At 75.2% G+C, this 23,827-nt stretch carries 18 protein-coding genes; 1 reads left to right on the top strand and 17 read right to left on the bottom strand.

Annotation, left to right across the window (positions count from 1 at the left end; genetic code table 11):
• Positions 1 to 204 precede the first annotated feature (204 nt).
• The 12 genes from ACFC2L_RS13430 to ACFC2L_RS13485 form a co-directional block, all read right to left on the bottom strand.
• Positions 205 to 2,346, bottom strand: a complete 2,142-nt coding sequence (locus ACFC2L_RS13430) for a hypothetical protein (protein ID WP_375824797.1) — start codon at positions 2,344 to 2,346, stop codon at positions 205 to 207.
• A gap of 132 nt (positions 2,347 to 2,478) precedes the next feature.
• Positions 2,479 to 4,077 carry a PQQ-binding-like beta-propeller repeat protein gene (locus ACFC2L_RS13435; protein ID WP_375824798.1) on the bottom strand — a complete coding sequence of 533 codons (1,599 nt, stop codon included), beginning with the start codon at positions 4,075 to 4,077 and terminating at the stop codon, positions 2,479 to 2,481.
• A 45-nt stretch (positions 4,078 to 4,122) separates the two neighbouring features.
• Positions 4,123 to 5,721 (bottom strand): alpha/beta hydrolase family protein, encoded by a 1,599-nt coding sequence (locus ACFC2L_RS13440; protein ID WP_375824799.1) that lies wholly within the window; start codon positions 5,719 to 5,721, stop codon positions 4,123 to 4,125.
• A gap of 94 nt (positions 5,722 to 5,815) precedes the next feature.
• Positions 5,816 to 6,766, bottom strand: coding sequence for a GTPase Era (gene era, locus ACFC2L_RS13445; protein ID WP_375824800.1), 951 nt, complete (start codon positions 6,764 to 6,766; stop codon positions 5,816 to 5,818).
• Positions 6,763 to 8,100, bottom strand: a complete 1,338-nt coding sequence (locus tag ACFC2L_RS13450; protein WP_375824801.1) for a hemolysin family protein — start codon at positions 8,098 to 8,100, stop codon at positions 6,763 to 6,765. Before ACFC2L_RS13450 ends, era begins: the two co-directional genes overlap by 4 nt.
• Entirely contained in the window at positions 8,097 to 8,549 is a 453-nt protein-coding gene (gene ybeY / locus ACFC2L_RS13455) for an rRNA maturation RNase YbeY (protein WP_141390808.1), read from the bottom strand. The genes ACFC2L_RS13450 and ybeY overlap by 4 nt, the downstream gene beginning before the upstream one ends.
• Positions 8,546 to 9,643 carry a PhoH family protein gene (locus ACFC2L_RS13460; protein WP_375824802.1) on the bottom strand — a complete coding sequence of 366 codons (1,098 nt, stop codon included), beginning with the start codon at positions 9,641 to 9,643 and terminating at the stop codon, positions 8,546 to 8,548. The genes ybeY and ACFC2L_RS13460 overlap by 4 nt, the downstream gene beginning before the upstream one ends.
• Before the next feature lie 121 nt (positions 9,644 to 9,764).
• Complete coding sequence (locus ACFC2L_RS13465; RefSeq protein WP_047232993.1) at positions 9,765 to 10,127, bottom strand: HIT domain-containing protein; 363 nt, start codon at positions 10,125 to 10,127, stop codon at positions 9,765 to 9,767.
• Positions 10,124 to 10,936 carry a 16S rRNA (uracil(1498)-N(3))-methyltransferase gene (locus ACFC2L_RS13470; RefSeq protein ID WP_375824803.1) on the bottom strand — a complete coding sequence of 271 codons (813 nt, stop codon included), beginning with the start codon at positions 10,934 to 10,936 and terminating at the stop codon, positions 10,124 to 10,126. Before ACFC2L_RS13470 ends, ACFC2L_RS13465 begins: the two co-directional genes overlap by 4 nt.
• 13 nt (positions 10,937 to 10,949) lie before the next feature.
• Complete coding sequence (gene dnaJ / locus ACFC2L_RS13475; RefSeq protein ID WP_375824804.1) at positions 10,950 to 12,071, bottom strand: molecular chaperone DnaJ; 1,122 nt, start codon at positions 12,069 to 12,071, stop codon at positions 10,950 to 10,952.
• Positions 12,072 to 12,204: 133 nt separating this feature from the next.
• Entirely contained in the window at positions 12,205 to 13,221 is a 1,017-nt protein-coding gene (gene hrcA, locus ACFC2L_RS13480; RefSeq protein WP_375824805.1) for a heat-inducible transcriptional repressor HrcA, read from the bottom strand.
• Positions 13,222 to 13,300: 79 nt separating this feature from the next.
• Complete coding sequence (locus tag ACFC2L_RS13485) at positions 13,301 to 14,764, bottom strand: MFS transporter (RefSeq protein ID WP_375824806.1); 1,464 nt, start codon at positions 14,762 to 14,764, stop codon at positions 13,301 to 13,303.
• A 155-nt stretch (positions 14,765 to 14,919) separates the two neighbouring features.
• Here ACFC2L_RS13485 and ACFC2L_RS13490 point away from each other — a divergent pair, with 155 nt between their 5' ends.
• Complete coding sequence (locus tag ACFC2L_RS13490; protein WP_375824807.1) at positions 14,920 to 15,786, top strand: DUF3097 domain-containing protein; 867 nt, start codon at positions 14,920 to 14,922, stop codon at positions 15,784 to 15,786.
• A gap of 78 nt (positions 15,787 to 15,864) precedes the next feature.
• On the opposite strand, the gene ACFC2L_RS13495 is transcribed toward ACFC2L_RS13490, so the two are convergent.
• The 5 genes from ACFC2L_RS13495 to lepA all read right to left on the bottom strand — a co-directional run bounded on the left by ACFC2L_RS13495 (position 15,865) and on the right by lepA (position 23,689).
• Positions 15,865 to 16,986 carry a hypothetical protein gene (locus tag ACFC2L_RS13495; RefSeq protein ID WP_375824808.1) on the bottom strand — a complete coding sequence of 374 codons (1,122 nt, stop codon included), beginning with the start codon at positions 16,984 to 16,986 and terminating at the stop codon, positions 15,865 to 15,867.
• 116 nt (positions 16,987 to 17,102) lie between these two features.
• Positions 17,103 to 18,125 (bottom strand): hypothetical protein, encoded by a 1,023-nt coding sequence (locus ACFC2L_RS13500; protein ID WP_375824809.1) that lies wholly within the window; start codon positions 18,123 to 18,125, stop codon positions 17,103 to 17,105.
• 208 nt (positions 18,126 to 18,333) lie between these two features.
• Positions 18,334 to 20,451, bottom strand: coding sequence for an acyltransferase family protein (locus ACFC2L_RS13505; protein WP_375824810.1), 2,118 nt, complete (start codon positions 20,449 to 20,451; stop codon positions 18,334 to 18,336).
• A complete protein-coding gene (hemW, locus tag ACFC2L_RS13510) occupies positions 20,448 to 21,800 on the bottom strand; it encodes a radical SAM family heme chaperone HemW (RefSeq protein WP_375824811.1) in 1,353 nt (450 codons plus the stop codon). Before hemW ends, ACFC2L_RS13505 begins: the two co-directional genes overlap by 4 nt.
• The gene (lepA, locus tag ACFC2L_RS13515; protein ID WP_375824812.1) at positions 21,797 to 23,689 is read right to left on the bottom strand and encodes a translation elongation factor 4; all 1,893 of its coding nucleotides are present in this window, start codon (positions 23,687 to 23,689) and stop codon (positions 21,797 to 21,799) included. Before lepA ends, hemW begins: the two co-directional genes overlap by 4 nt.
• Between the last annotated feature and the right edge of the window lie 138 nt (positions 23,690 to 23,827).

Consider the following 23,827-nt stretch of genomic DNA (forward strand, 5'->3'; position numbering starts at 1 on the left):
GAGCCTCGCCGCGGCAACGAAGGAGGAGCTGCCGCATCAGGTGCACGTCGCCCACTGTACTCCTCCGCCGTCCGTGCCCCGCGGACGTCCGCTCCTCGGGCACGTCGCGCGACGGTGCGCCACGGCGGCCCGCGCGCGCCCCTCGTGCACGGCACGACGACGCCCGGCCGCCTCCGAGGAGGTCGGCCGGGCGTCGTCGGTCGGTCAGCGGCGCGAGCGCAGCGCGGCGTCGACGGCGGGGTCGCCGAGGTTGCCGAGCCATTCCAGCAGCGCGGGGTAGGTGGACGGGTTGGCCGCCACCTGGGGCCGCAGGTGCGGCGCGTCCTGGACGATCTGCGCGAGCACCTCGAGCGGCGTGCTCGGGTCGAGCGCCTGGGCGGCCGTGAACCCCGGGGCCTGGGCGGGCTGCGCCGGCGGGGAGTACGACGGCTGCGGCTGCGCCGCGGGCTGCTGCCCGTACCCGGCGCCGTAGCCCTGCTGGCCGTGCTGCTGGCCGTACCCCTGCCCGTAACCCCGCGCGGGGTACCCGGCGCCGGGCTGCGCGGTCGGCTGCGGGCCGGTGCCCGGCTGTCCCTCCTGGTACGCCGGCATGACGGCGGTCGAGGGGCCCTGGTCGGGGTCCAGCCCCGGGCGCGCCGCGTACCCGCTGCGCTCGGGCTCGACCTGCTGGACCGGGAGGACCTCGGTCGCGTCGCCGCCCGCGGGCGCCCAGCGGTCCTGCCCGGGCTGCTGCGTGGCGACCGGTCCGGTGTGCGCGGCACCCGGGTACGCGGTGGCGCCGTGCGGTGCCCCGGTGTAGGCGCCGGTCGGCGGCTGTGCCGCCACCGGCCCGGCCGGCGCCACGGGCGCCGGACGGACCGGCTTGGGCGCGGGCGGCTGCCAGACGTACGCCTGCGCCGCCTCCCCGGCGGCAGCGGCGGGCACCGGACGGTGCTCGGCGAAGTACGCGCGCACCTCGCGCGGGACCGTCAGGGCGCCGACGACGAGCAACGGCAGCCCGAAGGCGAGGAGCACGTGCTCGACGCCGCCGCCGAGCACGACCCGGTTGGACGTCACGACGAGCAGGACGATGCCCAGCAGGGCCACGGCGCCGGCGCCACCGAGGGCGAGCGGACGGCCCGTCGTCGCGTCGCGGGCGAGCGAGCGGCGCGCGACGAACGCGACGGCCGCCGCGAGCACGCCCACCACGACGGCGAGCACGACGGGCACGCCCCGGGCGCCGTCGGCCAGCGTGAGCACGGCGCTCACGGCGACGTACCCCGCGACGACGAGCGCGAGGTCGAGGGCGTTCACGGCGACGCGGACCCAGGTCGTCACGGGGTCGGCCGCGGTCATCGCCCGGTGCACGGCGGGCGCCGCGGCGATCGCCGCGAGCGCCGGGACGAGCACGAGCCCGAACCGGCCGCCGTGCGTGCTCTCGATCGTGACGAGGCCGTTGTTGCCCGAGCCGAGCACGAACGCCACCGCGAGGATGACGCCCAGCCCGACGAGCGTGAGGCGCGCCGCCTCGGACCGGCGCCACGTCCCGTACGTCGGCAGGCCGACGAGCGCGAGGACGAACAGCGCGGAGACGAGCACGAGCAGGACGAAGAGCGCGCCGCCGAGGCGGGTCCCCGTGACGGTGAGGATGATCGTGAGCAGGACGGTCACCGCCAGGACGGCGGCCCCCACGAGGAGCGCCTGGAGCCAGCGGTTCGAGACCGCGCGGTCCTGGTCCTCGGGGCCCAGCTCGCTCTCGCGCGGCTGCGCCGCGAGGAGCGCGCCCGCGAGACCGAGCGCGGCCGCGGAGCCGACGCCGCCCCAGCCGTCGCCGAAGTCCCCACCCCCGACGACGTCGACGACGAGGTAGACGCCCACGAGCAGGACGTACGGGGCGTTGGCGAGCAGGCGGACGGTGCGCGTCGTGTGCACGGTCCACGTCGCGGGCAGCACCCCGGTGCGGGCCAGGTACGGCAGCGCCAGGGTGAGCAGGGAGAGGATCGTCAGCAGGACGACCTCGATCTTGTCGGACGCGCGGCTCGCGACGTCCCACGGCAGCGCGAGGGACACGAGCAGCAGGAGCGCCGCGACGCCGTCGCGCACGTAGTCGCTCACGGGCATCCCGGCGAAGGGCGAGACCGGACCCGGTGCGGCGGCTGCGGCCGCCTGCTCGGCGGGAGCCTCGGCCCCCTCCGCGCCGCCCGGTCGGCCGTCGTCCCCGGCGCTCGGCTCGGCAGGTGCCCCGCCGGGTGCGCGCTCGGCCGAGGAGTCCCCGTCACCCACCGCGACGCCGTCGGGCGCCGTGGTCGGCCCGGTGCCCGCAGCGCGCGGCTGCGGGTCCTCGGCCGGCTCTGTCTGGTTGGTCATCGTGCACTCCCTACGCTGTCGCGCCGTGCCGTACGCACGCACGCCGGCCCGACGGGCCCCGACCGTTTCTACCGGTTCATCACGTGCGTCTTCAAGCGCCCACGCGGCGCGGACCCCGATCCGACGGACGGCTCAGGACACGGCCGTCAGCCGGTCGACGCCGAGCAGGAAGAGCCGGCCCTCGACGGCGACCACGTGGTACGTGTCCTCGGGCAGGGCCCAGCGCCACTCGACGGCACCGTCGTCGAGCGCGAGCGACACGAGCGCCTGACCCTCGCGGCCGCGCTCGGTCACGAAGAGCGACCGTCCGTCCGTGAGCACCGGCCACGGCCCGCTGTCGTCGACGTCCACGGCCCAGACCTCCTCGCCGGTGCGCGCGTCGACGCTGCGATAGGCCGAGTCCGTCTGGACGACGACGCGCCCGTCGACGCGAGCGACGGCCCGCAGGCCGGTCCCCGGGAGGGACCAGAGCTCCGAGCCGGTCGCTGCGTCGACCCCCACGATGCTCCCGAACGTGTTCGTGACGATCACGCCCGGTGCGGACCCGTCCGAGAGGGGCGCCTCGAGGACGCGGCCCTTGATCCGGAAGTCCGGCTCGCCCGCCGCCGTGAACACCGTCGCCGTGCCGCGCCCGTACTCGTTCCCGACGTAGCGGCCGTCCTGGAGCCGCACGATCGTCCACACGTCGTCCTCGACGAGCGCGCGGCCGTCCTCCGTGAGCGCCGCGGCGACGCCCGGCGCCAGGACGTCGACCACCCCGCGGCGGACGTCGAGCACGACGTCGCCCCCGCGCCCGAGCCCGTCGTGCGGGAGCGACCGGTCCCAGCGGACCTCTCCGGTCGCCGCGTCCTCGCGCACGAGCGCGACCTCGCCGCCCCGCCACCACGCGCGCACGACGTCGGTGGCGCCGACCGGCACGACCGACAGGCGGCCGGCGGTCTCGACCGTGCGGTCGCCGACGACCTCGCCCGTCGCGGACCGGACGGTGACCAGCCGGGCGACCTGCTCGCGCCACCCCGACGGCACGGCGCACACCACCACCTCCCGGGCGGGCTCGCCCTGGGCCGGCAGGCACGTGGCGCGGTCCCCGAGGCGCTCGGACCGCCAGATCTCCGAGCCGTCGTCGACCGAGTACGCGGTGAGGCCGTCGTCGACCGTCACGACGGCGCCCAGCGCCGGGACGACCTCGGAGCCCGGCGCGACCGGGACGGACCAGCGCGGCTCGGGCGGCTCCTCGAGCGGGCGCAGCCCGCCGGCGAGCGCGGTGACGTCGACGGGCCGCGCGTCCTCCATCGAGGCCGTGAAGGCGACCGAGCCCGCGAACGCGGCGGCGACCGCGACGGCGACCCACGGGACGGGGTGCGCGTACCAGGCGCGGCGCGGCGCGTCCGTGCCACCGCTCCCCCGGGACCGTCCTCGCCCGCGCGCGGTCCGGGCGGATCCCGCCGGGGGCGTCGAGGGTCGCGACGCGCGCCCCGCGCCCCGGGGGCGCGGGCCACGACGCCCCTCGCTCGGGGTGCCCGGGTCCGTGCACCCCGACCGGTCGCCGTCGCGCGCGGCCTCCGGCTCGCCGTCGAACACGGCGTCGAAGCGCTCGTCCGTGCGCAGCTCGGGAGGCAGGAGCTCGAAGCGGACGGCGCCCGCCGACGCGCTGGCACCGTCCGTCGTCGGCTCGTGGGTGGCGTGCCCGGCACGAGCCGCCCGGTCCTGCGCGAGCCGACGGCGCCTCACCTGTCCACGATACGCACGCGGTGGCGCCCGCGCCCGGGCGGGCGGTCAGATGCCGAGCTGGTACACGCCCCAGTACGCGACGATCACGAGGAGGATCGCGGCACCCGCGACGACGCACCACAGCATGACGCGCGTCGTCAGGCCGCGCGCGACCCGCAGCACCCCGGCACGGCCCTCCTCGACGACGCCCGGGCCGGCCGCGTCGGCGAGGTCCGCCGCGGCGCGCCGAGCCGTCCGGACCTCGGCGGAGCGGTTGATCAGGAGGGCCGCGGCGACGAGCGTCGCGAGCCCGACGAGGCGCACCCCGATCCAGCCGCCCTGCACGACCCAGGCGTCCTTCTCGTAGTCCAGGGCGAGCCGGGCGACGGCGACCAGGTAGACCACGAGGGCCACCGTCGTCCCGAGGGCTCCCACCCCGAGCCCGGCGAGCGGCGCGCGGAAGCCGGGCGCGAGACCGGCGGGCGCGCTCGGGCGCCCGGCGACGCGGCGCAGACGGCGCACGAGCCCCCCGGCGAGCCCGACGAGCGGCCCGAGCACGAGGAGGCCCACCGCGCCGAGCACGAGCCCGACCAGGAGGTCGCCGTTGCCGAGCCAGCGCGGGGTCGGGACGGGCCCGGCGAGGTACTGCTGGTTCGGCTCGGCGCCGGCCACCTGCGGCTGCGCGGTCGCGCTGTCCGGGAGGGACGTGATCCAGGCGCCGAGGTCGCGCGGGAAGTCGGGAACGAGCACCTCGTCGATCTTGATCCCGTGGTTCGCGTCCTCGTAGAACCGGACGGTGACGTCGGCGCCGCCCGACGCCGACGACGGCCCCGTCGCGTCGAGGATCTGCCGCGCCCCCTGCTCGACCGGCATCGACGGGTCCGCGGTGCCGTAGACCACGAGGACGGGCTGGGTGAGCCGCTCGAGGAACGGCTCGACGTCGAAGTCGGCGTACTCGAACCCGCCCCCGGGGATCGCCATGCCGACCGCGCGCGGGATCGCCCGGAACACCCCGTGCGGGACGTCCGTGTTGCGCAGGTAGCTGTCGACCGCGAACGCGGCCTGCTGCCGCGGCGGCACGACCGGGGCGGACACGAGCACGGAGAACGCGATCGTCGGGTCCGCCACCGCCATGACCGGCACGATCCACGTGCCCTCCGACTCGCCGTACAGTCCCACCTGCTCCGGGTCGACCCCGGGCCGCGCGCGCAGCAGGTCGACCGAGTGCTCGTAGTCGCGCGCCATCGCCTCGTAGTCGCGGTGACGCGTCGTGTACGTGTCGAGGCGCTTGTCGGGCACGAGGGTGACGACGCCGGCGCTCGCGAGGTCGGTCGCGACGTCCACGAAGGCCTCCGTCGCCAGGCCCGTGCCCGCGCCGTGCACGAACACCACGCCCGGGAGGTCGTCCCCCGCGTCGACGGGCTCGCGCAGGATGCCGCCGACCGTCGCGCCGTCGAGCCGGATCGTCACGTCCGTCTCGCGCACGTCGTACGTGCCGACGGGGTCGGCGCCGCCGGGGGGCTGGCCGCCGATCGTCGTGTCGGGCGTCGCGGGCTCCAGGTGCTCGGTCACGGGCACCGGGTCCCACTGCGGTCCCGTGATCGCCCCGACGATCGCGAGGACGATCGCGAGGGCGGCGGTGGTCGCGGCGGTCCGGAAGATCACCGGGGAATCGTACGTCGCACCCCGGACGCCGGTCCCTGGTGACGCCCCGACGACCGGGCGGGGGCCATCCCCCCGACCGGTCGCCCGCGGAGCCTCAGAAGCCGAGGCGGTGGAGCTGCTTCGGGTCGCGCTGCCAGTCCTTGGCGACCTTCACGTGCAGGTCGAGGAAGACGCGGGTCCCGAGGAGCGCCTCGACGCCGTGCCGGGCGCGCGTGCCGACGTCGCGCAGCCGCGAGCCGCCCCGGCCGATGACGATCGCCTTCTGCGAGTCGCGCTCGACGAAGAGGTTGACCCGCACGTCGAGCAAGGGCGGGCGACCGGTCGCCTCGTCGCCGCTGCCCTCGCGGGGCACGATCTCCTCGACCTGGACGGCGAGCGAGTGCGGCAGCTCGTCGCGCACGCCCTCGAGCGCGGCCTCGCGCACGAGCTCGGCGACCATGACGGCCTCGGGCTCGTCGGTGAGCTCGCCGCCCGGGTAGAGCTCCGGGCCTTCCGGCAGGTGGGACACGAGGACGTCGGTGAGGACGTCGACCTGGTACCCGTCCTGCGCGGAGACCGGGACGATGTCCGCCCAGCCGCCCGCGATCTCCCCGAGCCGGTCGACGGCGAGCAGGTGCGCGGCCAGCGTGCCGCGGTCCACGAGGTCGGCCTTCGTCACGACGGCGACCACCGGCGTGCCGCGGCGCCCGCGCATGAGCTCGGCGAGCTCGTTCGCGATGAACCGGTCGCCCGGCCCGATCTTCTGGTCCGCCGGCAGGCAGAACGCGATGACGTCGACCTCCGTCAACGTCTCGCGCACGAGGTCGTTGAGGCGCTCCCCGAGCAGCGTGCGGGGCCGGTGCAGGCCGGGGGTGTCGACGAGCACGAGCTGCGCGTCGGGGCGGTGCACGATCCCGCGGATCGTGTGCCGGGTCGTCTGCGGCCGCCCGGACGTGATGGCGACCTTCTGGCCCACGAGGGCGTTGGTCAGGGTCGACTTGCCGGCGTTGGGCCGCCCGACCAGGCAGGCGAATCCGGAGCGGTGCTCGGGGGTGGTCGTGCTCACGGGGTGTCCTTCACGGTCGGGAGGGAGGGTCGGGTGTCGGCCGGGGTCTCCGGCTCGTGGGGCGCCGCGGGCGGCGCCACGGACGGTGCGGCGGCGTGGGAGACGAGGACGGTCGCGAGCTGCTTGCGCCGGCCCTCGACCCGGTCGGCCTCGATCCGCAGGCCGTGGACGTCGGCCACGGAGCCGGGCAGCGGGACCTTGCCGAGGGTCTTGGCGAGCAGGCCGCCGACGGTGTCCACGTCGTCGTCGTCCAGGTCGAGCCCGAAGAGCTCGCCGAGCTCGTCCACGCCGAGGCGCGCGGGCACGCGCAGCACGCCCTCGCCGAGGTCCTCGACCTCGGGCTCGGGCCGGTCGTGCTCGTCGGTCAGCTCGCCGACGATCTCCTCGAGCGCGTCCTCGATCGTCACGAGGCCCGCGATCCCGCCGTACTCGTCGACGACCATCGCGATGTGCGACGACGACGCCTGCATCTCGCGCAGGAGGTCGTCGACGGGCTTGGACTCGGGCACGAAGATCGCGGCGCGCGCGACGTCGCCGACCGGCCGGGCGTCCGCCCCCGGGCCGCCGTGCAGCACGCGCACGACGTCCTTGAAGTAGGCGACGCCCACGAGGTCGTCCGCGGACGTCCCGGTCACGGGGATGCGGGAGAAGCCCGAGCGCAGGAACAGGGACAGCGTCTTGCGCAGCGGCGTGTCCCGCGAGGTCGTGACCATGTCCGTGCGCGGCACCATGACCTCGCGCGTGAGCGTGCTGCCCAGCTCGAAGACGGAGCGGATGAGCTCGCGCTCCTCCTCCTCGATGACGTCGGACTCGTTCACCCGGTCCACCATGTCCTGGAGCTCGCGCTCGTGCGCGCCCGAGTCGGGCGCGGGCGCGAGGCGCGTGAGCCAGCGGGTCGCGGCGACGATCCCCGTGAGCAGGCCGGAGAGCGCGAGCAGGACGCGGACGGCGTGCCGGCGGCCCAGCGACCGGGGGCTGACGCGCACCACGAGGAGACCGACGACGACGCTCACCGCGAGCGCGACGAGCAGGACCTGCCACCACGGCTCGAGCCACGCCGCGACCAGCAGCGTGAGGCACGTGATCGCGGCGACCTCGGCGACGACGCGCACGAAGCCGACGGATCGGGCCGTCGCCGCCGGGTCGACGAGCAGGGCCAGCGCACGGCGCCCCGAGGGCCGCGGCGGGGTCGTCAGGTCGTCGCCGAGCGCGGCCTCGCTCACCGCCGCGCGCGTGACGCGCAGCACCGCCGCCTCGCCGGCGCTCAGCGCCGCGGCGAGCACGACCGTCAGGACGGTCAGGACCGCCAGGAGCGCGACGGGTTCGCCGCTCACCGGCCCGCGAGGAAGGTCAGGAGCAGCTTGCGCTGCAGCGCGAACATCTCCTTCTCCTCCTCCGGCTCGGCGTGGTCGTAGCCGAGCAGGTGCAGGATGCCGTGCGTCGTGAGCAGCAGCATCTCCTCCGCCGTCGAGTGGCCCGCGGTCACCGCCTGCTGCGCGGCGACCTCCGGGCACAGCACGACGTCGCCGAGCTGGCCGGGGCCGGACACCTCGCCGTCGCGGCCGGGCCGCAGCTCGTCCATGGGGAACGAGAGCACGTCCGTCGGGCCCGGCTCGTCCATCCAGCGCACGTGCAGCTCGGTCATGACGTCCGTGTCGACGAAGAGGATCGACAGCTCGCTCTGCGGGTGCACGCGCATCGCGTCGAGCACGTAGCGCGCGAGCGCCGCGAACTCGGCCTCGTCGACCTCGGTCTCCGTCTCGTTGTTGACCTCGATGCTCACGCGTCGTCCCTCGTCCGTCGGTCCCTGCCCGCGGGGCGTCCGCGGCGCTCGTTGTCGCGGCGACGCGGTCCGCCGCCCGTCCCCTGTCGTGCCCCGGCGCCGGACGTGAGGTCCCACCGCGCGTACGCGTCGATGATCTCGCTCACCAGCCGGTGGCGCACCACGTCCGACGAGGTGAGGCGGCAGAACTCGACGTCGTCCACGCCCGTGAGGACGTCCTCGATCACGCGCAGCCCCGACTGGGTGCCGCCGGGCAGGTCCACCTGCGTCGCGTCGCCCGTGATGACCATGCGCGACCCGAACCCGAGGCGCGTGAGGAACATCTTCATCTGCTCGGTCGTCGTGTTCTGCGCCTCGTCGAGGATGATGAAGGAGTCGTTCAACGAGCGACCCCTCATGAACGCCAGCGGCGCGACCTCGATCGTGCCCGCCTCGATGAGCTTGGGGATCGAGTCGGGGTCGATCATGTCGTGCAGCGCGTCGTACAGCGGGCGCAGGTACGGGTCGATCTTCTCCGTGAGCGAGCCGGGCAGGAACCCGAGCCGCTCCCCCGCCTCGACCGCCGGGCGCGTGAGGATGATCCGGTTGACCTGCTTGGACTGCAGCGCCTGCACGGCCTTGGCCATCGCGAGGTACGTCTTGCCCGTGCCCGCGGGCCCGATGCCGAACGTGATGGTGCTCGCGTCGATCGCCTCGACGTAGCGCTTCTGCCCCACGGTCTTGGGCCGGATCGTGCGCCCGCGGCTCGACAGGATGTTGAGCGTCAGCACCTCGGCCGGTCGCGACGCCGTCGCGGCCGTGAGCATCGAGATGGAGCGCGACACGACGTCGGCCGTGAGCTGCGTGCCGGCCTCCACGACCTCGACGAGCTCGTCGAGCAGGCGCGAGGCGAGCGCGACGTCCCCCGGAGGACCGGAGACCGCGATCTCGTTGCCGCGCACGTGCACGTCGACCGAGCCGAACCCCTCCTCGACGGCCCGGAGCACGGAGTCGCGGCTGCCGAGGAGCGCCACCATCGGCACGTGGTTCGGGATGACGATGCGGTGCTCGACCCGGTGCGGCTGAGGGTCGGGTTCTCGGGACAGAGAGGTCATGAGCCGGCTTGCGCCGCTGCGCTCCTTCGGTCGGACGGTGGGTCCGGGGCCGCCACGGCCCCGCAGATCGCCTCCATCGTACCGAGCGCGCCCGGGCGTCACACGTCCTTTCGCGCAGGGCTCAGGCGGGCGTCCAGCCGAGCTCCGCGCCGGCGATGACGTGCCCGTGCACGTGGAACACGCTCTGCCCGGCGCGCGGACCCGAGTTGAAGATGAGGCGGAACTGGCCGTCGGCCTGGTCGCCCGCGACCTCGTCGGCGAGCGCGACGACGTCGCTCAGCAGCTCCGGGTCGGCGGCCGCGAGCTGGGCGATGTCGCCGTGGTGGTCGCGCGGCACGACGAGCACGTGCACGGGTGCCTGGGGGTCGATGTCCCGGAAGGCGATCGAGCGCTCGCTCGTCGCCACGACGTCGGCGGGCAGCTCGCCCGCGACGATGCGGCAGAAGAGGCAGTCCGGGTCCGTGCGCGCGTCGGTGCTCGTCATGACCCCGAGGCTAGTCCAGGCGCGGCCGCCACGCCCCAGCGGCCGAGCCGCTCGGCGAGGAGGGCAACGGCGACGGGACCGGCGGTCGACGTGCGCAGCACGTGCGGGCCCAGCCGGGCCGCGACCGCGCCGGCCGCCGTGAGGTCGGCGACCTCGCGGTCGGAGATCCCGCCCTCGGGGCCGACGACGACCAGCACCTCGGGCGCCGCCCCGCCGTCGGCGGTCGGGCCGTCGGGCAGCGCGACGTCCGCGAGCGGCGTCACGGCCTCCTCGTGCAGCACGATCGCCCGCCCGCCGGCCGCGACGACGTCGCTCACGCGCGCCGCGAGGCCGCGCGAGTCGACGGCCACCTCGACCTGCGGCAGGCGCGCGCGCCGCGCCTGCTTGGTCGCCGTGCGGACGGTCGCGAGCCAACGCGCACGGGACTTCGCGGCGCGCTCGCCCCGCCACACCACGACGGAGCGCTCCGCCTGCCAGGGGACCACGACGTCGACCCCGATCTCGGTCGCCGCCTCGATCGCCATCTCGTCCCGGTCGCCCTTGGCCAGGGCCTGCACGAGCGTCACGACGACCGCGGGCGCGGGCTCCCGGTCGACCTCCTGGACGAGCAGGGTCACGCGGCCCGCGTCGGCGTGCTCGACGACGCAGAGCAGGCGCAGGCCGTCCCCGTCCACGACGTCGACCCGCTCGCCCGCCCCGCGGCGCTGGACGACGCCCGCGTGGCGGCCCTCCGCCCCGTCGAGGACGTAACGGTCGCCGGGCGCGACGGCATCGAGCCCGGTCTCGGCGAGGAACACCGGAGCACTCACGCGCCCGCTCCCCTCAGCGTCCGGAGAGCTTGTCGCGCAGGCGCGAGAACACGCCGGGGTGCGCCGCGGACAGACGCGGCTCGGGCCGCTCCTCGCCACGCATCGCGGCGAGCGAGCGCAGGAGCTGCTCCTGCTCCTCGCTGAGCTCGCGCGGCACCTGGACCTCGATGTGGACGTTGAGGTCCCCGCGGCCGCTGCCGTGCAGGTGCCCCACGCCGAGGTTCTTCAGCGTGACGATCTGCCCCGGCTGCGTGCCCGGGCGCAGGTCGATCTCCTGCGCCCCGTCGAGCGTCTCGAGCTCGAGCACCGTGCCGAGCGCCGCCGCCGTCATGGGCACCTGGAGGGTGCAGTGCAGGTCGTCGCCGCGGCGCACGAACGTGTCGTGGTTGCGCTCGCGGATCTCGACGTAGAGGTCGCCCGCCGGGCCGCCGGCCGGGCCGACCTCGCCCTGCGCGGTGAGCTTGATGCGCGTGCCGGTGTCGACGCCCGCGGGGACGTTGACCGTGAGGCTGCGGCGGCTGCGCACGCGGCCCTCGCCCGAGCACTCGGCGCACGGCTCGGGGATGACGGTGCCGAAGCCCTGGCACGCGGCGCACGGGGCGCTCGTCATGACCTGGCCGAGGAACGAGCGCGCGACGCGCTGGACCGTGCCGCGGCCGTGGCAGACGTCGCACGTGCGCGGCGAGGTGCCCGGGCGACAGCACGAGCCGCCGCACGTCCCGCACACGACCGCCGTGTCCACCTGGAGCTCGCGCTGCGCGCCGAACGTGGCCTCGGACAGGTCGATGTCGAGCCGCACGAGCGCGTCCTGGCCGCGCCGGGCGCGCGGGATGGGACCCTGCTGCGCCTGGCCGCCGCCGAAGAACGTCTCGAAGATGTCCTGGAAGCCGAACCCGCCGCCCATGGGGCCGGCACCCCCGCCGGGGGCGCTCGGGTCGACGCCGAGGTCGTACTGCTGGCGCTTCTCCGGGTTGGAGAGCACCTCGTACGCGCGCGCCACGTCCTTGAAGCGGTCGCCCGCCTCCTCGCCCGCGACGTCCGGGTGCAGCTCGCGCGCGAGCTTGCGGTACGCCTTCTTGATCTGGTCCTGGCTGGCGTCGCGCGCCACGCCCAGGATCTCGTAGTAGTCGCTCACACGTCACTCTCTGCTGGTGCGGGTCGTGAGGCCGGCACGGGGCCGGTCGTGAAGGGTCTGGTGCGGGTCGTGAGGCCGGCACGGGGCGGGTCGTCGAGGGTGCCTGCCGCGTGCGGGGAGGCCGCGGCGGGGCTCACGTGCCGAGCACCCGAGACAGGTAGCGCGCGACGGCGCGCACCGCCGCGATGGTCCCGGGGTAGTCCATGCGGGTCGGCCCGATCGAGCCGACGAGGGCGACCGTGTCACCGTCGTTACCGTAACCGGTCGTCACGACGGAGGTCTCCACGAGGCCCTCGAGCTGGGTCTCGTGCCCGATCCGCACGCTCACGCCGGACTCGGCGGCCATCTCCGTGAGCAGGCCCAGGAGGACGACCTGCTCCTCGAGCGCCTCGAGGACCGGGCGCAGCGCGTGCTCGAACCGCATGCCCGCCCGGGCCAGGTTCGCCGTGCCCGCGAGCACGAGGCGCTCCTCGCTCTCCTCGGCGAGCGTCTGGGCGACGAGGTCGCCCACCGCGCGCACGAGCGGGGCGTCGTCGGGGTGGAAGCTCTCCGTCACCGCGGCGAGGCCCGTCGCGAGGTCCGTGAGGCGCTTGCCGGCCGCGGCGGCGTTGAGCCGCGCACGGACCTCGACGAGGGTGCCCTCGTCCGGCACGTTCGCGACCTCGAGCGTGCGCTGCTCGACGCGCCCGGTGTCGGTGATGATCACGACGAGCAGGCGCGACTCCCCGACCGGCACGAGCTCGAGGTGACGCAGCCCGGACCGGCTCAGCGACGGGTACTGCACGACCGCGACCTGGCCCGTGAGCTGCGCCAGCAGCCGGCCGGCGCGCGCGATGACGTCGTCGAGGTCCACGCCCTCGGACAGGAACGTCTCGATGGCGCGCTTCTCCGGCGCGGACAGCGGCTTGACGCCCGAGAGGCGGTCGACGAAGAGGCGGTAGCCCTTGTCCGTGGGGATGCGGCCCGCGGACGTGTGCGGCTGCGCGATGTACCCGGCGTCCTCGAGAGCCGCCATGTCGTTGCGGATCGTCGCGGGCGACACGCCGAGGCCGTGCCGCTCGGTGAGCACGCGCGACCCCACGGGCTCGCGCGTGAGGACGTAGTCCTCGACGATCGCCCGCAGCACCTCGAGCCGGCGCTCCTCGCTCACGTCCACCTCCGTGTGCCGCACCGTCGCCGCCCCGGGCGGGCGCGCGGGCGTCGGCACTCTCGACCTCCGAGTGCCAATCCTACGCGTCCGCGCGGCCCGTCCCGCGGTCCTCCGCTCGCCGCGAACGCAGGTCGGCGAGCCCGACGACGAGCGCGAGCGCGACGAGCACGATCGTCACGAGCAGCGCCCTCCCCGTCGCGTGCGCCGCCGTGTCGCCGCCCGCGAGGCCCCCGTAGTACACGGAGAGCACGATCGAGATGCCGACCGCCGACCCGATGCGCTGCCCGAGCTGCAGCATGCTCCCCGCGACGCCCGCGCGGCTCACGGGCACCTCGGACAGCGTGAGGGTCTGGTTCGGGGCGATGACCGTCCCGCTGCCCGCCCCGGCGACCAGCAGGGCGCCCGCGAGCGCCGGCCCGACGGCGGCGGGGTCGTCCCCGAGCAGCCGCACGACGGCGTCGGCCACGACGACCCCGACGAGGACGAGCGCCAGCCCGCCGACGACGAGCTGCCGGCCCCAGCGCGCGACCCACCGCCCCGAGAACCACGCCGACACCCCGGACGCCACGGCGAACGGCGTCCCGACGAGCCCCGCCTGCAGCGGCGTGTAGCCGAGCTCGTCCTGCAGGTAGAGGGTGACCACGAGGAAGATGCCCGTGAAGCCCGCGAAGTAGGCGAGGCCGAGCAGCGCGCCGTTGCGGAACGATCCGAGCCCGACGACCTGCGGGTCGAGCACCGCCTCGCCGGTGCGCCGCTGGTACCGGCGCTCCCAGACGACGGCAGCGAGCCCCGCCGCGGCGGCGACAACCAGCCACCACCAGCGCGAGGCGTCGTCGCCGCGGCCGGTCGTCGTGACGAACGGCATCATGACGCCGAGCGTCGCCGCGCCGAGCAGCGCCAGCCCGACGAGGTCGAGGCGGCGCGGGCCCCGCGCGGTGCGTGCGGCGCCGGGCGGTGGGGCGGGCACGAGGCGCCAGGCGAAGGGCAGCAGGACGGCGACGACGGGCAGGTTGACGAGGAAGACCCACCGCCACCCGGACGCAGAGCCGGCCGCCGCGATGATGAGGCCGCCGAGCAGGGGGCCGAGCGCCGTCGAGACCCCGATCGTCGCGCCGAACATGCCGAACGCGCGGCCGCGCTCGAACCCGGAGAACTGCTGCTGGATGAGCCCGACGACCTGCGGGTTGAGGACGCCCGCGCTCACGCCCTGCAGCAGCCGCGCGACGGCGAGCCACCCGTCCGTCGGCGCGAGCCCGCACGCGAGGCTCATGAGCGCGAACCCGACCAGCCCGGCGATGAACAGGGACCGTCGGGCGCCGGCGTCACCGAGCCGGCCGGCGGGCACGAGCGCGAGCCCGAACGCGAGCGTGTAGCCCGCGACGACGAGCTGGAGCTGCGTCGGCCCCGCGTCCAGCGACGACTCGATCGACGGGAGGGCGACGTTGACGATCGACACGTCGAGCGTCGTGATGAAGCCGACCGCGAGGCAGACGGGCAGCACGCGCCAGCGGTTCGGGTCCGGCTCGGCGCGCTGCGGGCTCACCGCTCCGTCGTACCACCCGCCGCTGGTCCCGCGCGCGTCGGACGCCGGTACCGAGATCGGCCCGAGCGTCCGAGATCGACCCTCGGGAGGTCGATCTCGCGACGCACGGGCCGATCTCGCCGGGGTGCGGCCGGCGCTCACCTAGGGTGACCGGCGTGGCTTTCGATCGTTATGGGTCCGACGTCCTCGGCGGCGGCACGCCCGCCCCCGTCCATCATCGTGCGCGGGCGGTGTCCCGGCCGCAGGCCGCCGAGCGGGGGCTCGTGGTCGAGGAGGTGCAGACCGGGTGGGTCGGCGCGGTCGTCCGAGTCGAGAAGTCGGGCGGGATGCACGTCGTCGTGCTCGAGGACCGCGCCGGCCGGACGCGCACGTTCCCGCTCGGGCCCGGGTTCTGGGTCGACGGCGAGCCGGTCGAGCTCACCGCGCCCGTCACCTCCCGGGCCCCCGCCGCGCCCACGCGGACCGCGTCCGGGTCCCGGGCCGTCGTCGGGCAGCGGGCGCGCGTGGCCCGCGGCAGCCGCATCTGGGTCGAGGGCAAGCACGACGCCGAGCTCGTCGAGAAGGTCTGGGGCGACGACCTGCGGGTCGAGGGCGTCGTCGTCGAGCCCCTGCACGGCGTCGACGACCTCGCGGCGGCGCTCGCGGACTTCGGCCCGACGCCGCAGCGCCGCGTCGGCGTGCTCGTGGACCACCTCGTGCCCGGGAGCAAGGAGCGCCGCATCGCCGACGACGCGATCCGCCGCTCCCCCGCGGGCACGGTGCTCGTGCTCGGGCACCCGTACGTCGACGTGTGGCAGGCCGTGAAGCCCGCGCGCGTCGGCCTGGACCGCTGGCCGGTGATCGAGCGGGGCACCGAGTGGAAGCGCGGCATCCTGCGCGAGCTCGGCTGGCCCGCGGACACCGCCGAGGACGTGGGTCGCGCGTGGCAGCGCATCCTCGGCACCGTCCGCACGTACGCGGACCTCGAGCCGTCCCTGCTCGGCCGCGTCGAGGAGCTCATCGACTTCGTCACGGCGTCCTGACCCCGCCCTCGGGGTCCGGACGCACCGCGCCCCGGCACCGACGGGCGGCACCGGGGCGTGGTGGACGACGACCGGCCGTCAGGCGGCCGGCACGCCCCCGGTGAGGCGGCGGTAGGCGAAGCCCACGGCCACGTAGCTCAGCGGGATCGTGACGAACAGGCCGAGACCGCACGGGATCGCGCCGAGGATGTTGATGCCGAACAGCGCGAGCAGGAGCAGGAACACCTGACCGAAGTTCTTGGCGACGAGCGAGAAGCTCGTCCGGACTGCCGTGATCGCGTCGACCCGCTGGTCGAGCGCGACGTAGTAGACGAACGCGGAGAAGAGCAGCACCGCGAGGCCGGGCAGGATGCACAGGAAGAGCCCGATGTAGGTCAGGATGCCGACGATCAGCGCCGCGAGCAGGACGTTGACGACGTTGCCGATGCGGAAGAACGCCGCGACGTCCGGGCGCCGCCCGTCCACCTCGTCGAGCGCCCCGCGCGTGAAGAACGCGGTGATGAGGTAGCCGATGACGGCGCCGACGAGCCCGAGCAGGACGCTCGTGAACGTGATGCCGCTGAGGGCAGCGAAGTTGGTGTCCGTGTAGTCGAACTGGTCCTGGAACTGGTCGAACCCGCCGGTGATGAAGCTCCACGCCACGTTCACCGCGATGAAGATCAGCGCGACGAGGATCCACGGCCCGAGGTTCGAGGTGACCTTGCGCCACCCGTAGGAGATCGCCTCACCCACCGCGAACGCGGGCCCGGTGTACCCGGGCTGGGCGTAGCCACCCGCCGAGGGCGGGTACGTCCCCGGCGGCGGCGGGTAGGCGCCGGACGGGGGCGGGTACGCGCCCGGCGGCGGGGCGGTCGGCCCCGGGGCCGTGGGGTCGCCCGGTGCGCCCGCGGGAGCGCCGTACGCCCCGGGCGCGCCGTAGACGGGCGGGCCCGACGGCGAGGAGGCCGGGTCCTGCGGCGCGCCCCACGCGGGCGGGCCCGACGGCGGGGTGGCCGGGTCCTGCGGCGTCGCCCCGCCCGGGCCGTACGGCGAGGCCGGCGGGACGTCGGCGTCAGGGGCCGGGGCCGGCGGGCCGGCGGGCCCGTCGGGGTCCGGACCGGTCGGCGGTTCGGCCGGCTGCTGCGGGGTGCCGGAACCGTCCGGCGGCGTCGGCTCGTCGTCGCGGGGCGGCTGACCGCCCGGGTTCGTGGGGTCCGTCATCGTGCACCTCGTTCCTCGTCGTCACGTGCTGCGGGCAGCACGCGTCCTCGACGTGCTCGGTCCTATCCTGGCTGCTCAGGGGCCTGGGCGCGCGGGGAGCCGCGCCGCCCTCCGGCTCAGACGGGCTGCTCGGCGTTGAGGCGGCGGTACACGTACGCCGTCGCGATCTGGGCGACGGGCAGCGCCACGAGCAGGCCGACGTAGCACAGGAGCGTCCCGACGAGCTCGGCCAGGTACACGCCCAGGAACAGCAGCACGACCGTGCCGAGGTTCCTGCTCACGACGGTGAAGCTCGCCTTGAACGCGTCGAGGACGCCGAGCTTCTTGTCGATGACGTAGAACAGCGTGAACTGGGCGAAGAACACGAACACGATCGGTCCCACGATCGTGATCGCGAGCACGCCCGTCGCGAGACCGATCAGCAGCGCCACGAGGATCACGGTGCCGAGGTTCGGGTACCGGAAGAAGTCCGCGTACTCGAGCGTCTTCCCTCGGGTGACCAGCAGCGACACGTTGACCACCGCGGCCTGGACGAGGAACCCGAGCACGACGAGGACCGCGACGAACAGGAACGTCCCGAACCCGAACGCGAACCCGCCCGCCGTGCTGATCTCGCCCGTCTGCGGGTCGATCGTCGTCGTCGCCGTCCCGACGAGGAGCGCCCAGAACGCGACCGACAGACCGGCGAGCACCACGACGTACGTGAGGACGCCGCCGAGGATGACCCCGGCGTTCTGCGTGAACTTGTTCCAGCCGTAGGAGAACGCGTCCTGGACCTGGATCGGCTGACCCGGGTACCCCGGCTGCCCGTACGGCCCGGCCGACGGCGGGTAGCCGGGCTGCGCGCCGTAGGGCGGCTGCCCGGGCTGCTGCTGGCCGTACGGCTGCCCGGGCGGCGGTCCCGCCGGGGGCGGGTACGCACCCGCCGCCGGAGCGCCGGAGGGCGAGGCCGGGGACGGTGACGCGGGCTGCGCCGGTGCGGGGGGCGCCTGCGGGGCGGGCGGCTCCTGCGCGACGGGCTCCTGGGGCGGGACCGGTGGCTCGGCCGCCGCGTACGGGTTCTCGGGCGCCGGGGCGTCCGACGGAAGCTGCGCCTCGTTCTCGTCGCGCGGCGGGCCGCCGGCGGTGCTCTCGCTCATGGGTCTCCTCGGTCGGTCGACGGGCCGCGACGGTGCTGCCGCCACGCGACAGGATGTGGACGTCGTGTGTCGATCGCACATTTCGCGGTCGTGATACAGCCTGTCGGGATTCCGACGACGGCGCGAGAGGAAACGCCGGGCGGACCGGCCGCGCGGCAGAAGTCACCCGGTGTCCCGGGCGGGACGCGGCACGGCGGCCGTGGAGGGGTCAGCTCGTCGCGGCGCCCAGCGCCGCCGCACGGGCCAGGCCGTCGACGACGACCGTCGTGTACGTCGTCGCTCCCGCGTCCGTGGGGTGCACGCCGTCCGGGCCGAGCACGGACGGGTCCGCGACCACCGCGGCCGACCAGTCCGCGACGACCACGCCGGGGTGCCGGCCCGCGGCGGCGACGATCTCGGCGTTCGTGCCCGGGACCCACGGCCGGTCGGCGTACCCGGTGACGAGGACGACGCGGTGGCCGGGCCCGACCGCCGCGAGCAGCTCGTCCATCGCCGCGGCGCTCGCGGTGCTGTTGGTGCCGAGGGAGAGGACGACGTAGGGCCGCAGCGCGCCCGCGTCGCGCGCGGCGGCGAGCGCCGCCGGTCCGTCCTTGACCTGGCGCGAGACCGCGCCGTCGACGTACGCGCCCGGGAGCGCGCCGGTGAGCGCGGGCGCGCTCGCGAGCGTCACGGAGTCCCCCACGACGGTCACCTGGTCGCCCGTCGGTGCCGCGACCGGTACCGCCGCCTCGTCGGGCGCTGCCTCGGCGGGCGCCGCCTCGGGGCTCGCGGTGGGCGGGGCCGGCTCGGCGCCGTCGGCCGGAGCCGCCGCCTCGGGGCCGGCCGCGGGCGTCGCCGCGCCCGGCGCGGCCTGCGTCGCCCGCGCGACCTGCTCCCCCGCCGCGATCTGCTGCTCGACGCTCGTCGTGGCGGGTGCGTTGACGACCCCGGCGGCGGAGAGGCCGACGACGAGCGCGCACGACGCCGCCAGGGCCCAGCCGCGGCGGGTCAGGACGCGCGGCCCCGCCTCGCCCGGCGTGGGCTGGAGGCGACGAGCGAGGTCGCGCGCCGCACCGCGCAGCCCGCGGCGCAGGACGGGCCGCTCGACGTACCGGAAGGACAGCGCCGCCGCGACGACCGTCACGGCGAGCGTCACGACGACGACGAGCGGGTGCACCGTGCCCGGGGTCACGGGACCCACCACGGTCCCGAGCGCGGCGGCGGCGAGCACGAGCACGGGCCAGTGCCACAGGTAGAGCCCGTACGACCGCCGTCCGACCCAGCCGAGCGGGCCGCGGTCGAGCTGCGCACCGAGGCCGGGCAGGCACACGACGGCGTTGAGCACCGCGGTCGCGGCGACCGCGCACACGAGCAGGCCGCCGCGGTACGCGAGCGCGCCGTCCCAGCGCATCGTCACGACGGCGACCACGAGCACGGCGGCCCCGAGGGCCCCGGCGACGAGGACGGCGAGCCGACCGCGCGGCGTGCGCACGCGGGGCCCGCCCGGCAGGAGGGCGTGCGCGTCGGCGCCGGCCCGGGCGTCGCCGTCGGGCCGCTGGACCGGGCGCACGTGCCAGAGCGCGAGCGCCGCACCGGCCATGAGCGCGAAGAGGTGGGTGTCGGTGCCGACGTAGACGCGCGTCGGGTCGGAGCCGGGCGAGTAGAGCAGCGCCATGAGCGCCGCCGACGCCAGCCCGAGGCCGGCGACGATCCACGGCGCCCGGCGGTGCAGGGGTCGCACGACGCACAGGAGCACGACGACGAGCGGCCACAGGAGGTAGAACTGCTCCTCGACCGCGAGCGACCACAGGTTGCCGAAGAGGTGCGGGAGCAGCGCTCCCGAGTAGGTGGCCCCGCTCGCGACGTCGACCCAGTTGCTCGTGAAGGTGGCGGCGCCGAGGAGCTGGGGCCCGATGCCGACGAGGACGTCGCCCCCGACGACGGCTGCCGCGGCCGTGCACACCGCGACGACCAGCCCGAGCGCGGGGAGCAGGCGGCGGGCACGTCGCGCCCAGAAGGAGCGCAGCCCCACGTGGTGCCGGTCGCGGTGCTCGCGCACGAGGAGGGTCGTGATGAGGAAGCCCGAGAGCACGAAGAAGACGTCGACCCCGACGTACCCGCCGGGGAACGTCGCCGGGGCGAGGTGGAACGCGACCACCACGACGACGGCCAGAGCCCGCAGCCCGTCCAGTCCGGGCATCCGGCGGTAGCGCACGGTCGGCCGGCCCGGCCGTCGGCCGGCGCCGGGCGCGCGCACGTGCCCGACGACGCGAGGCTCCTCGAGCGTCGGGCGACCGACCCCCGCAGGGGTCGTCCCGGGTCGAGGTGCCTCGTAGGTCGTCGTCACTCGTCCGTGATCTCCCGTACCACCGTGTCCGCCAGCAACCGCCCCCGCAGGGTGAGCACCGCACGCCCGGCGACCGCCGCGCGGCCGTCGAGCAGCCCGTTCGCGACGAGCCCGGCGACGGCGCGCCGTCCGGCCGGGGACAGGACCGCGAGGTCGAGACCCTCGTGCAGCCGCACGCCGAGCATGGCCTGCTCGAGCCGTCCCTCGTCCCGCGTGAGGAGCTCGCGCCCCGCCGCGGGGCTCGTGCCCGCCTCGAGCAGCGCCGCGTACCGGCGCGGGTGCTTCACGTTCCACCATCGCACGCCGACCCGCGGCTCCTGGACCGACGCGCCCGTGTCGTCGGTCACGGGCGCGGGCTGGGCCGTCGCGTGCACGGGGACGGCCGACGGCGCCGCGACGTACGAGTGCGCGCCAGGACCGATCCCCCACCAGTCGTCGCCCCGCCAGTACGCGAGGTTGTGGCGGCAGCGGTCGCCGTCGGTGCGGGCCCAGTTGCTCACCTCGTACCAGGTGAGCCCGGCGGCGGTGAGGAGCTCGTCGGCGAGCTCGTACTTCGTCGCCTGGTCGTCCTCGCTCGGCAGCGCGACCTCGCCGCGCCGCACCTGGGCGGCCATCTTGGTGCCCTGCTCGACGACGAGGGCATAGGCCGACACGTGGTCGACGCCGGTCGCGAGGGCCGCGTCGAGGCTCGCCCTCCAGTCGTCGAGGCTCTCCCCCGGCGTGCCGTAGATGAGATCGAGCGAGACCTGCAGGCCCGCGTCGCGCGTCCAGCGCACGACGTCGGGGATGCGGCGCGGGTCGTGCGTGCGCTCGAGGGTCGCGAGGACGTGCGGGACCGCCGACTGCATGCCGAACGAGACGCGCGTGAACCCGGCGTCCGCGAGCTCCGCGAGCGACTCCGGCGTCACCGAGTCCGGGTTGGCCTCGGTCGTGACCTCCGCGCCCGGTGCCAGTCCCCACGCGTCGCGCACCCCGCGGAGCAGGCGTGCGAGGTCCCCGGCGGGCAGGAGCGTGGGCGTGCCGCCGCCGACGAAGACGGTCGACACCGGCCGCTCCGGCAGCCCGGCGTCGCGCAGGACGCGCGCCGCGAGGTCGATCTCGAGGAGCGCCGTGCTCGCGTACGACGCCTGGCTCGCGCCCCCGCCGAGCTCGGACGCCGTGTACGTGTTGAAGTCGCAGTACCCGCACCGCACCGAGCAGAACGGGACGTGCAGGTACACGCCGAACCCGCGCCGCGCCGTCGGGCCCGACGGGTCGCGGCCCTCCGGGGACGGCCCGCCCGCCGCGACCCACGCGGGGAGCGAGCCGTCGGGCGGGACCGGCTCGCCGTCGGGCAGGGCCGGGCTCACTTCTTGGACTTGTCCTTGGCGTCCTTGCCGCCCGCGGCGTCGGAGGAGAGCGCGGCGATGAAGGCGTCCTTCGGGACCTCGACGGACCCGATGTTCTTCATGCGCTTCTTGCCCTCCTTCTGCTTCTCGAGCAGCTTGCGCTTGCGGCTGATGTCGCCGCCGTAGCACTTGGCGAGGACGTCCTTGCGCATCGCGCGCACGGTCTCGCGCGCGATGACGCGCGCGCCGACCGCCGCCTGGATCGGCACCTCGAACTGCTGGCGCGGGATGATCTCCTTGAGCTTCGCCGTCATCATGACGCCGTAGTCGTACGCCTTGTCCTTGTGCACGATCGCGCTGAACGCGTCCACCTGCTCGCCCTGGAGCAGGATGTCGACCTTGACGAGGTCGGCGACCTGGTCGCCCGAGGGCTCGTAGTCGAGCGACGCGTAGCCGCGCGTGCGTGACTTGAGCTGGTCGAAGAAGTCGAACACGATCTCGGCGAGCGGCAGGGTGAAGCGCAGCTCCACGCGGTCCTCGGACAGGTAGTCCATGCCGAGCATCTGGCCGCGGCGGTCGTTGCACAGGCCCATGACGGTGCCGACGAACTCGCTCGGCGCGAGGATCGTCGCGCGCACGACGGGCTCGCTCACCTGCTTGATCTTGCCGCCCGGGAACTCCGACGGGTTCGTCACGTTGACGAGCGTCCCGTCCTCGAGCGTCACGTCGTAGACGACGTTCGGCGCGGTCGAGATGAGGTCGAGGTCGAACTCGCGCTCCAGGCGCTCGCGCACGATCTCCAGGTGCAGCAGGCCGAGGAACCCGACGCGGAAGCCGAAGCCGAGCGCGACCGACGTCTCGGGCTCGTAGTTGAGCGCGGCGTCGTTGAGCTTGAGCTTGTCGAGCGCGTCGCGCAGCACCGGGTAGTCGGTCCCGTCGATCGGGTACAGGCCCGAGAAGACCATGGGCTTCGGGTCCGAGTAGCCGCCGAGCGCGTCGGCGGCGGGCTTGGCCGCGTTCGTCACCGTGTCGCCGACCTTGGACTGGCGCACGTCCTTCACTCCCGTGATGAGGTAGCCGACCTCGCCGACGCCCAGGCCCTTCGTGACGATCGGCTCGGGCGAGATGACGCCGATCTCGAGCAGCTCGTGCGTCGCGCGCGTCGACATCATGACGATGCGCTCGCGCGGGTTGAGGTTGCCGTCGACGACGCGCACGTACGTCACGACGCCGCGGTAGGTGTCGTACACCGAGTCGAAGATCATGGCGCGCGCGGGGGCGTCGGCGTCGCCGACCGGCGCCGGCACGCGCTCGACGATGCGGTCGAGCAGCACCTCGACGCCCGCGCCCGTCTTGCCGGAGACCTTGAGCACGTCGTCCGGGTCGCCGCCCACGAGGTTCGCGAGCTCCTCCGCGTACTTCTCGGGCTGCGCCGCCGGCAGGTCGATCTTGTTGAGCACCGGGATGATCTCGAGCTCGTTCTCCATCGCGAGGTACAGGTTCGCGAGGGTCTGCGCCTCGATGCCCTGCGCCGCGTCGACGAGCAGCACCGCGCCCTCGCACGCGGCGAGCGACCGCGAGACCTCGTACGTGAAGTCGACGTGGCCCGGGGTGTCGATCATGTTCAGCGCGTGCGGGGTCTCGACCCCGTCCTCGACGACCGCCCACGGCATGCGGACGGCCTGCGACTTGATCGTGATGCCGCGCTCGCGCTCGATGTCCATGCGGTCGAGGTACTGGGCGCGCATGGCACGCGGCTCGACGACACCGGTGAGCTGCAGCATGCGGTCGGCCAGGGTCGACTTGCCGTGGTCGATGTGCGCGATGATGCAGAAGTTCCGGATCAGCTCGGGCGGCGTGGCCGCGGGCTGGATGCGGGTGCTCAGCTGGGCGCTGGGGATCGGGGACAACGCGGGTGCGCTCCTGGGAGTGGCGTGCGGGTCGGGCCGCGCGCTCGGGGGCGGGCGCGCCGACGGTCGCTCTCGGGCGGGCGGGAGCCTCCATTGTCCCACGTCCGGCGTCGGGCACCCGCCCGCCCTGCGGGGCGG

Origin of the sequence: Cellulosimicrobium sp. NPDC055967, assembly GCF_042269845.1 — a bacterium.
GTDB lineage: Bacteria > Actinomycetota > Actinomycetes > Actinomycetales > Cellulomonadaceae > Cellulosimicrobium.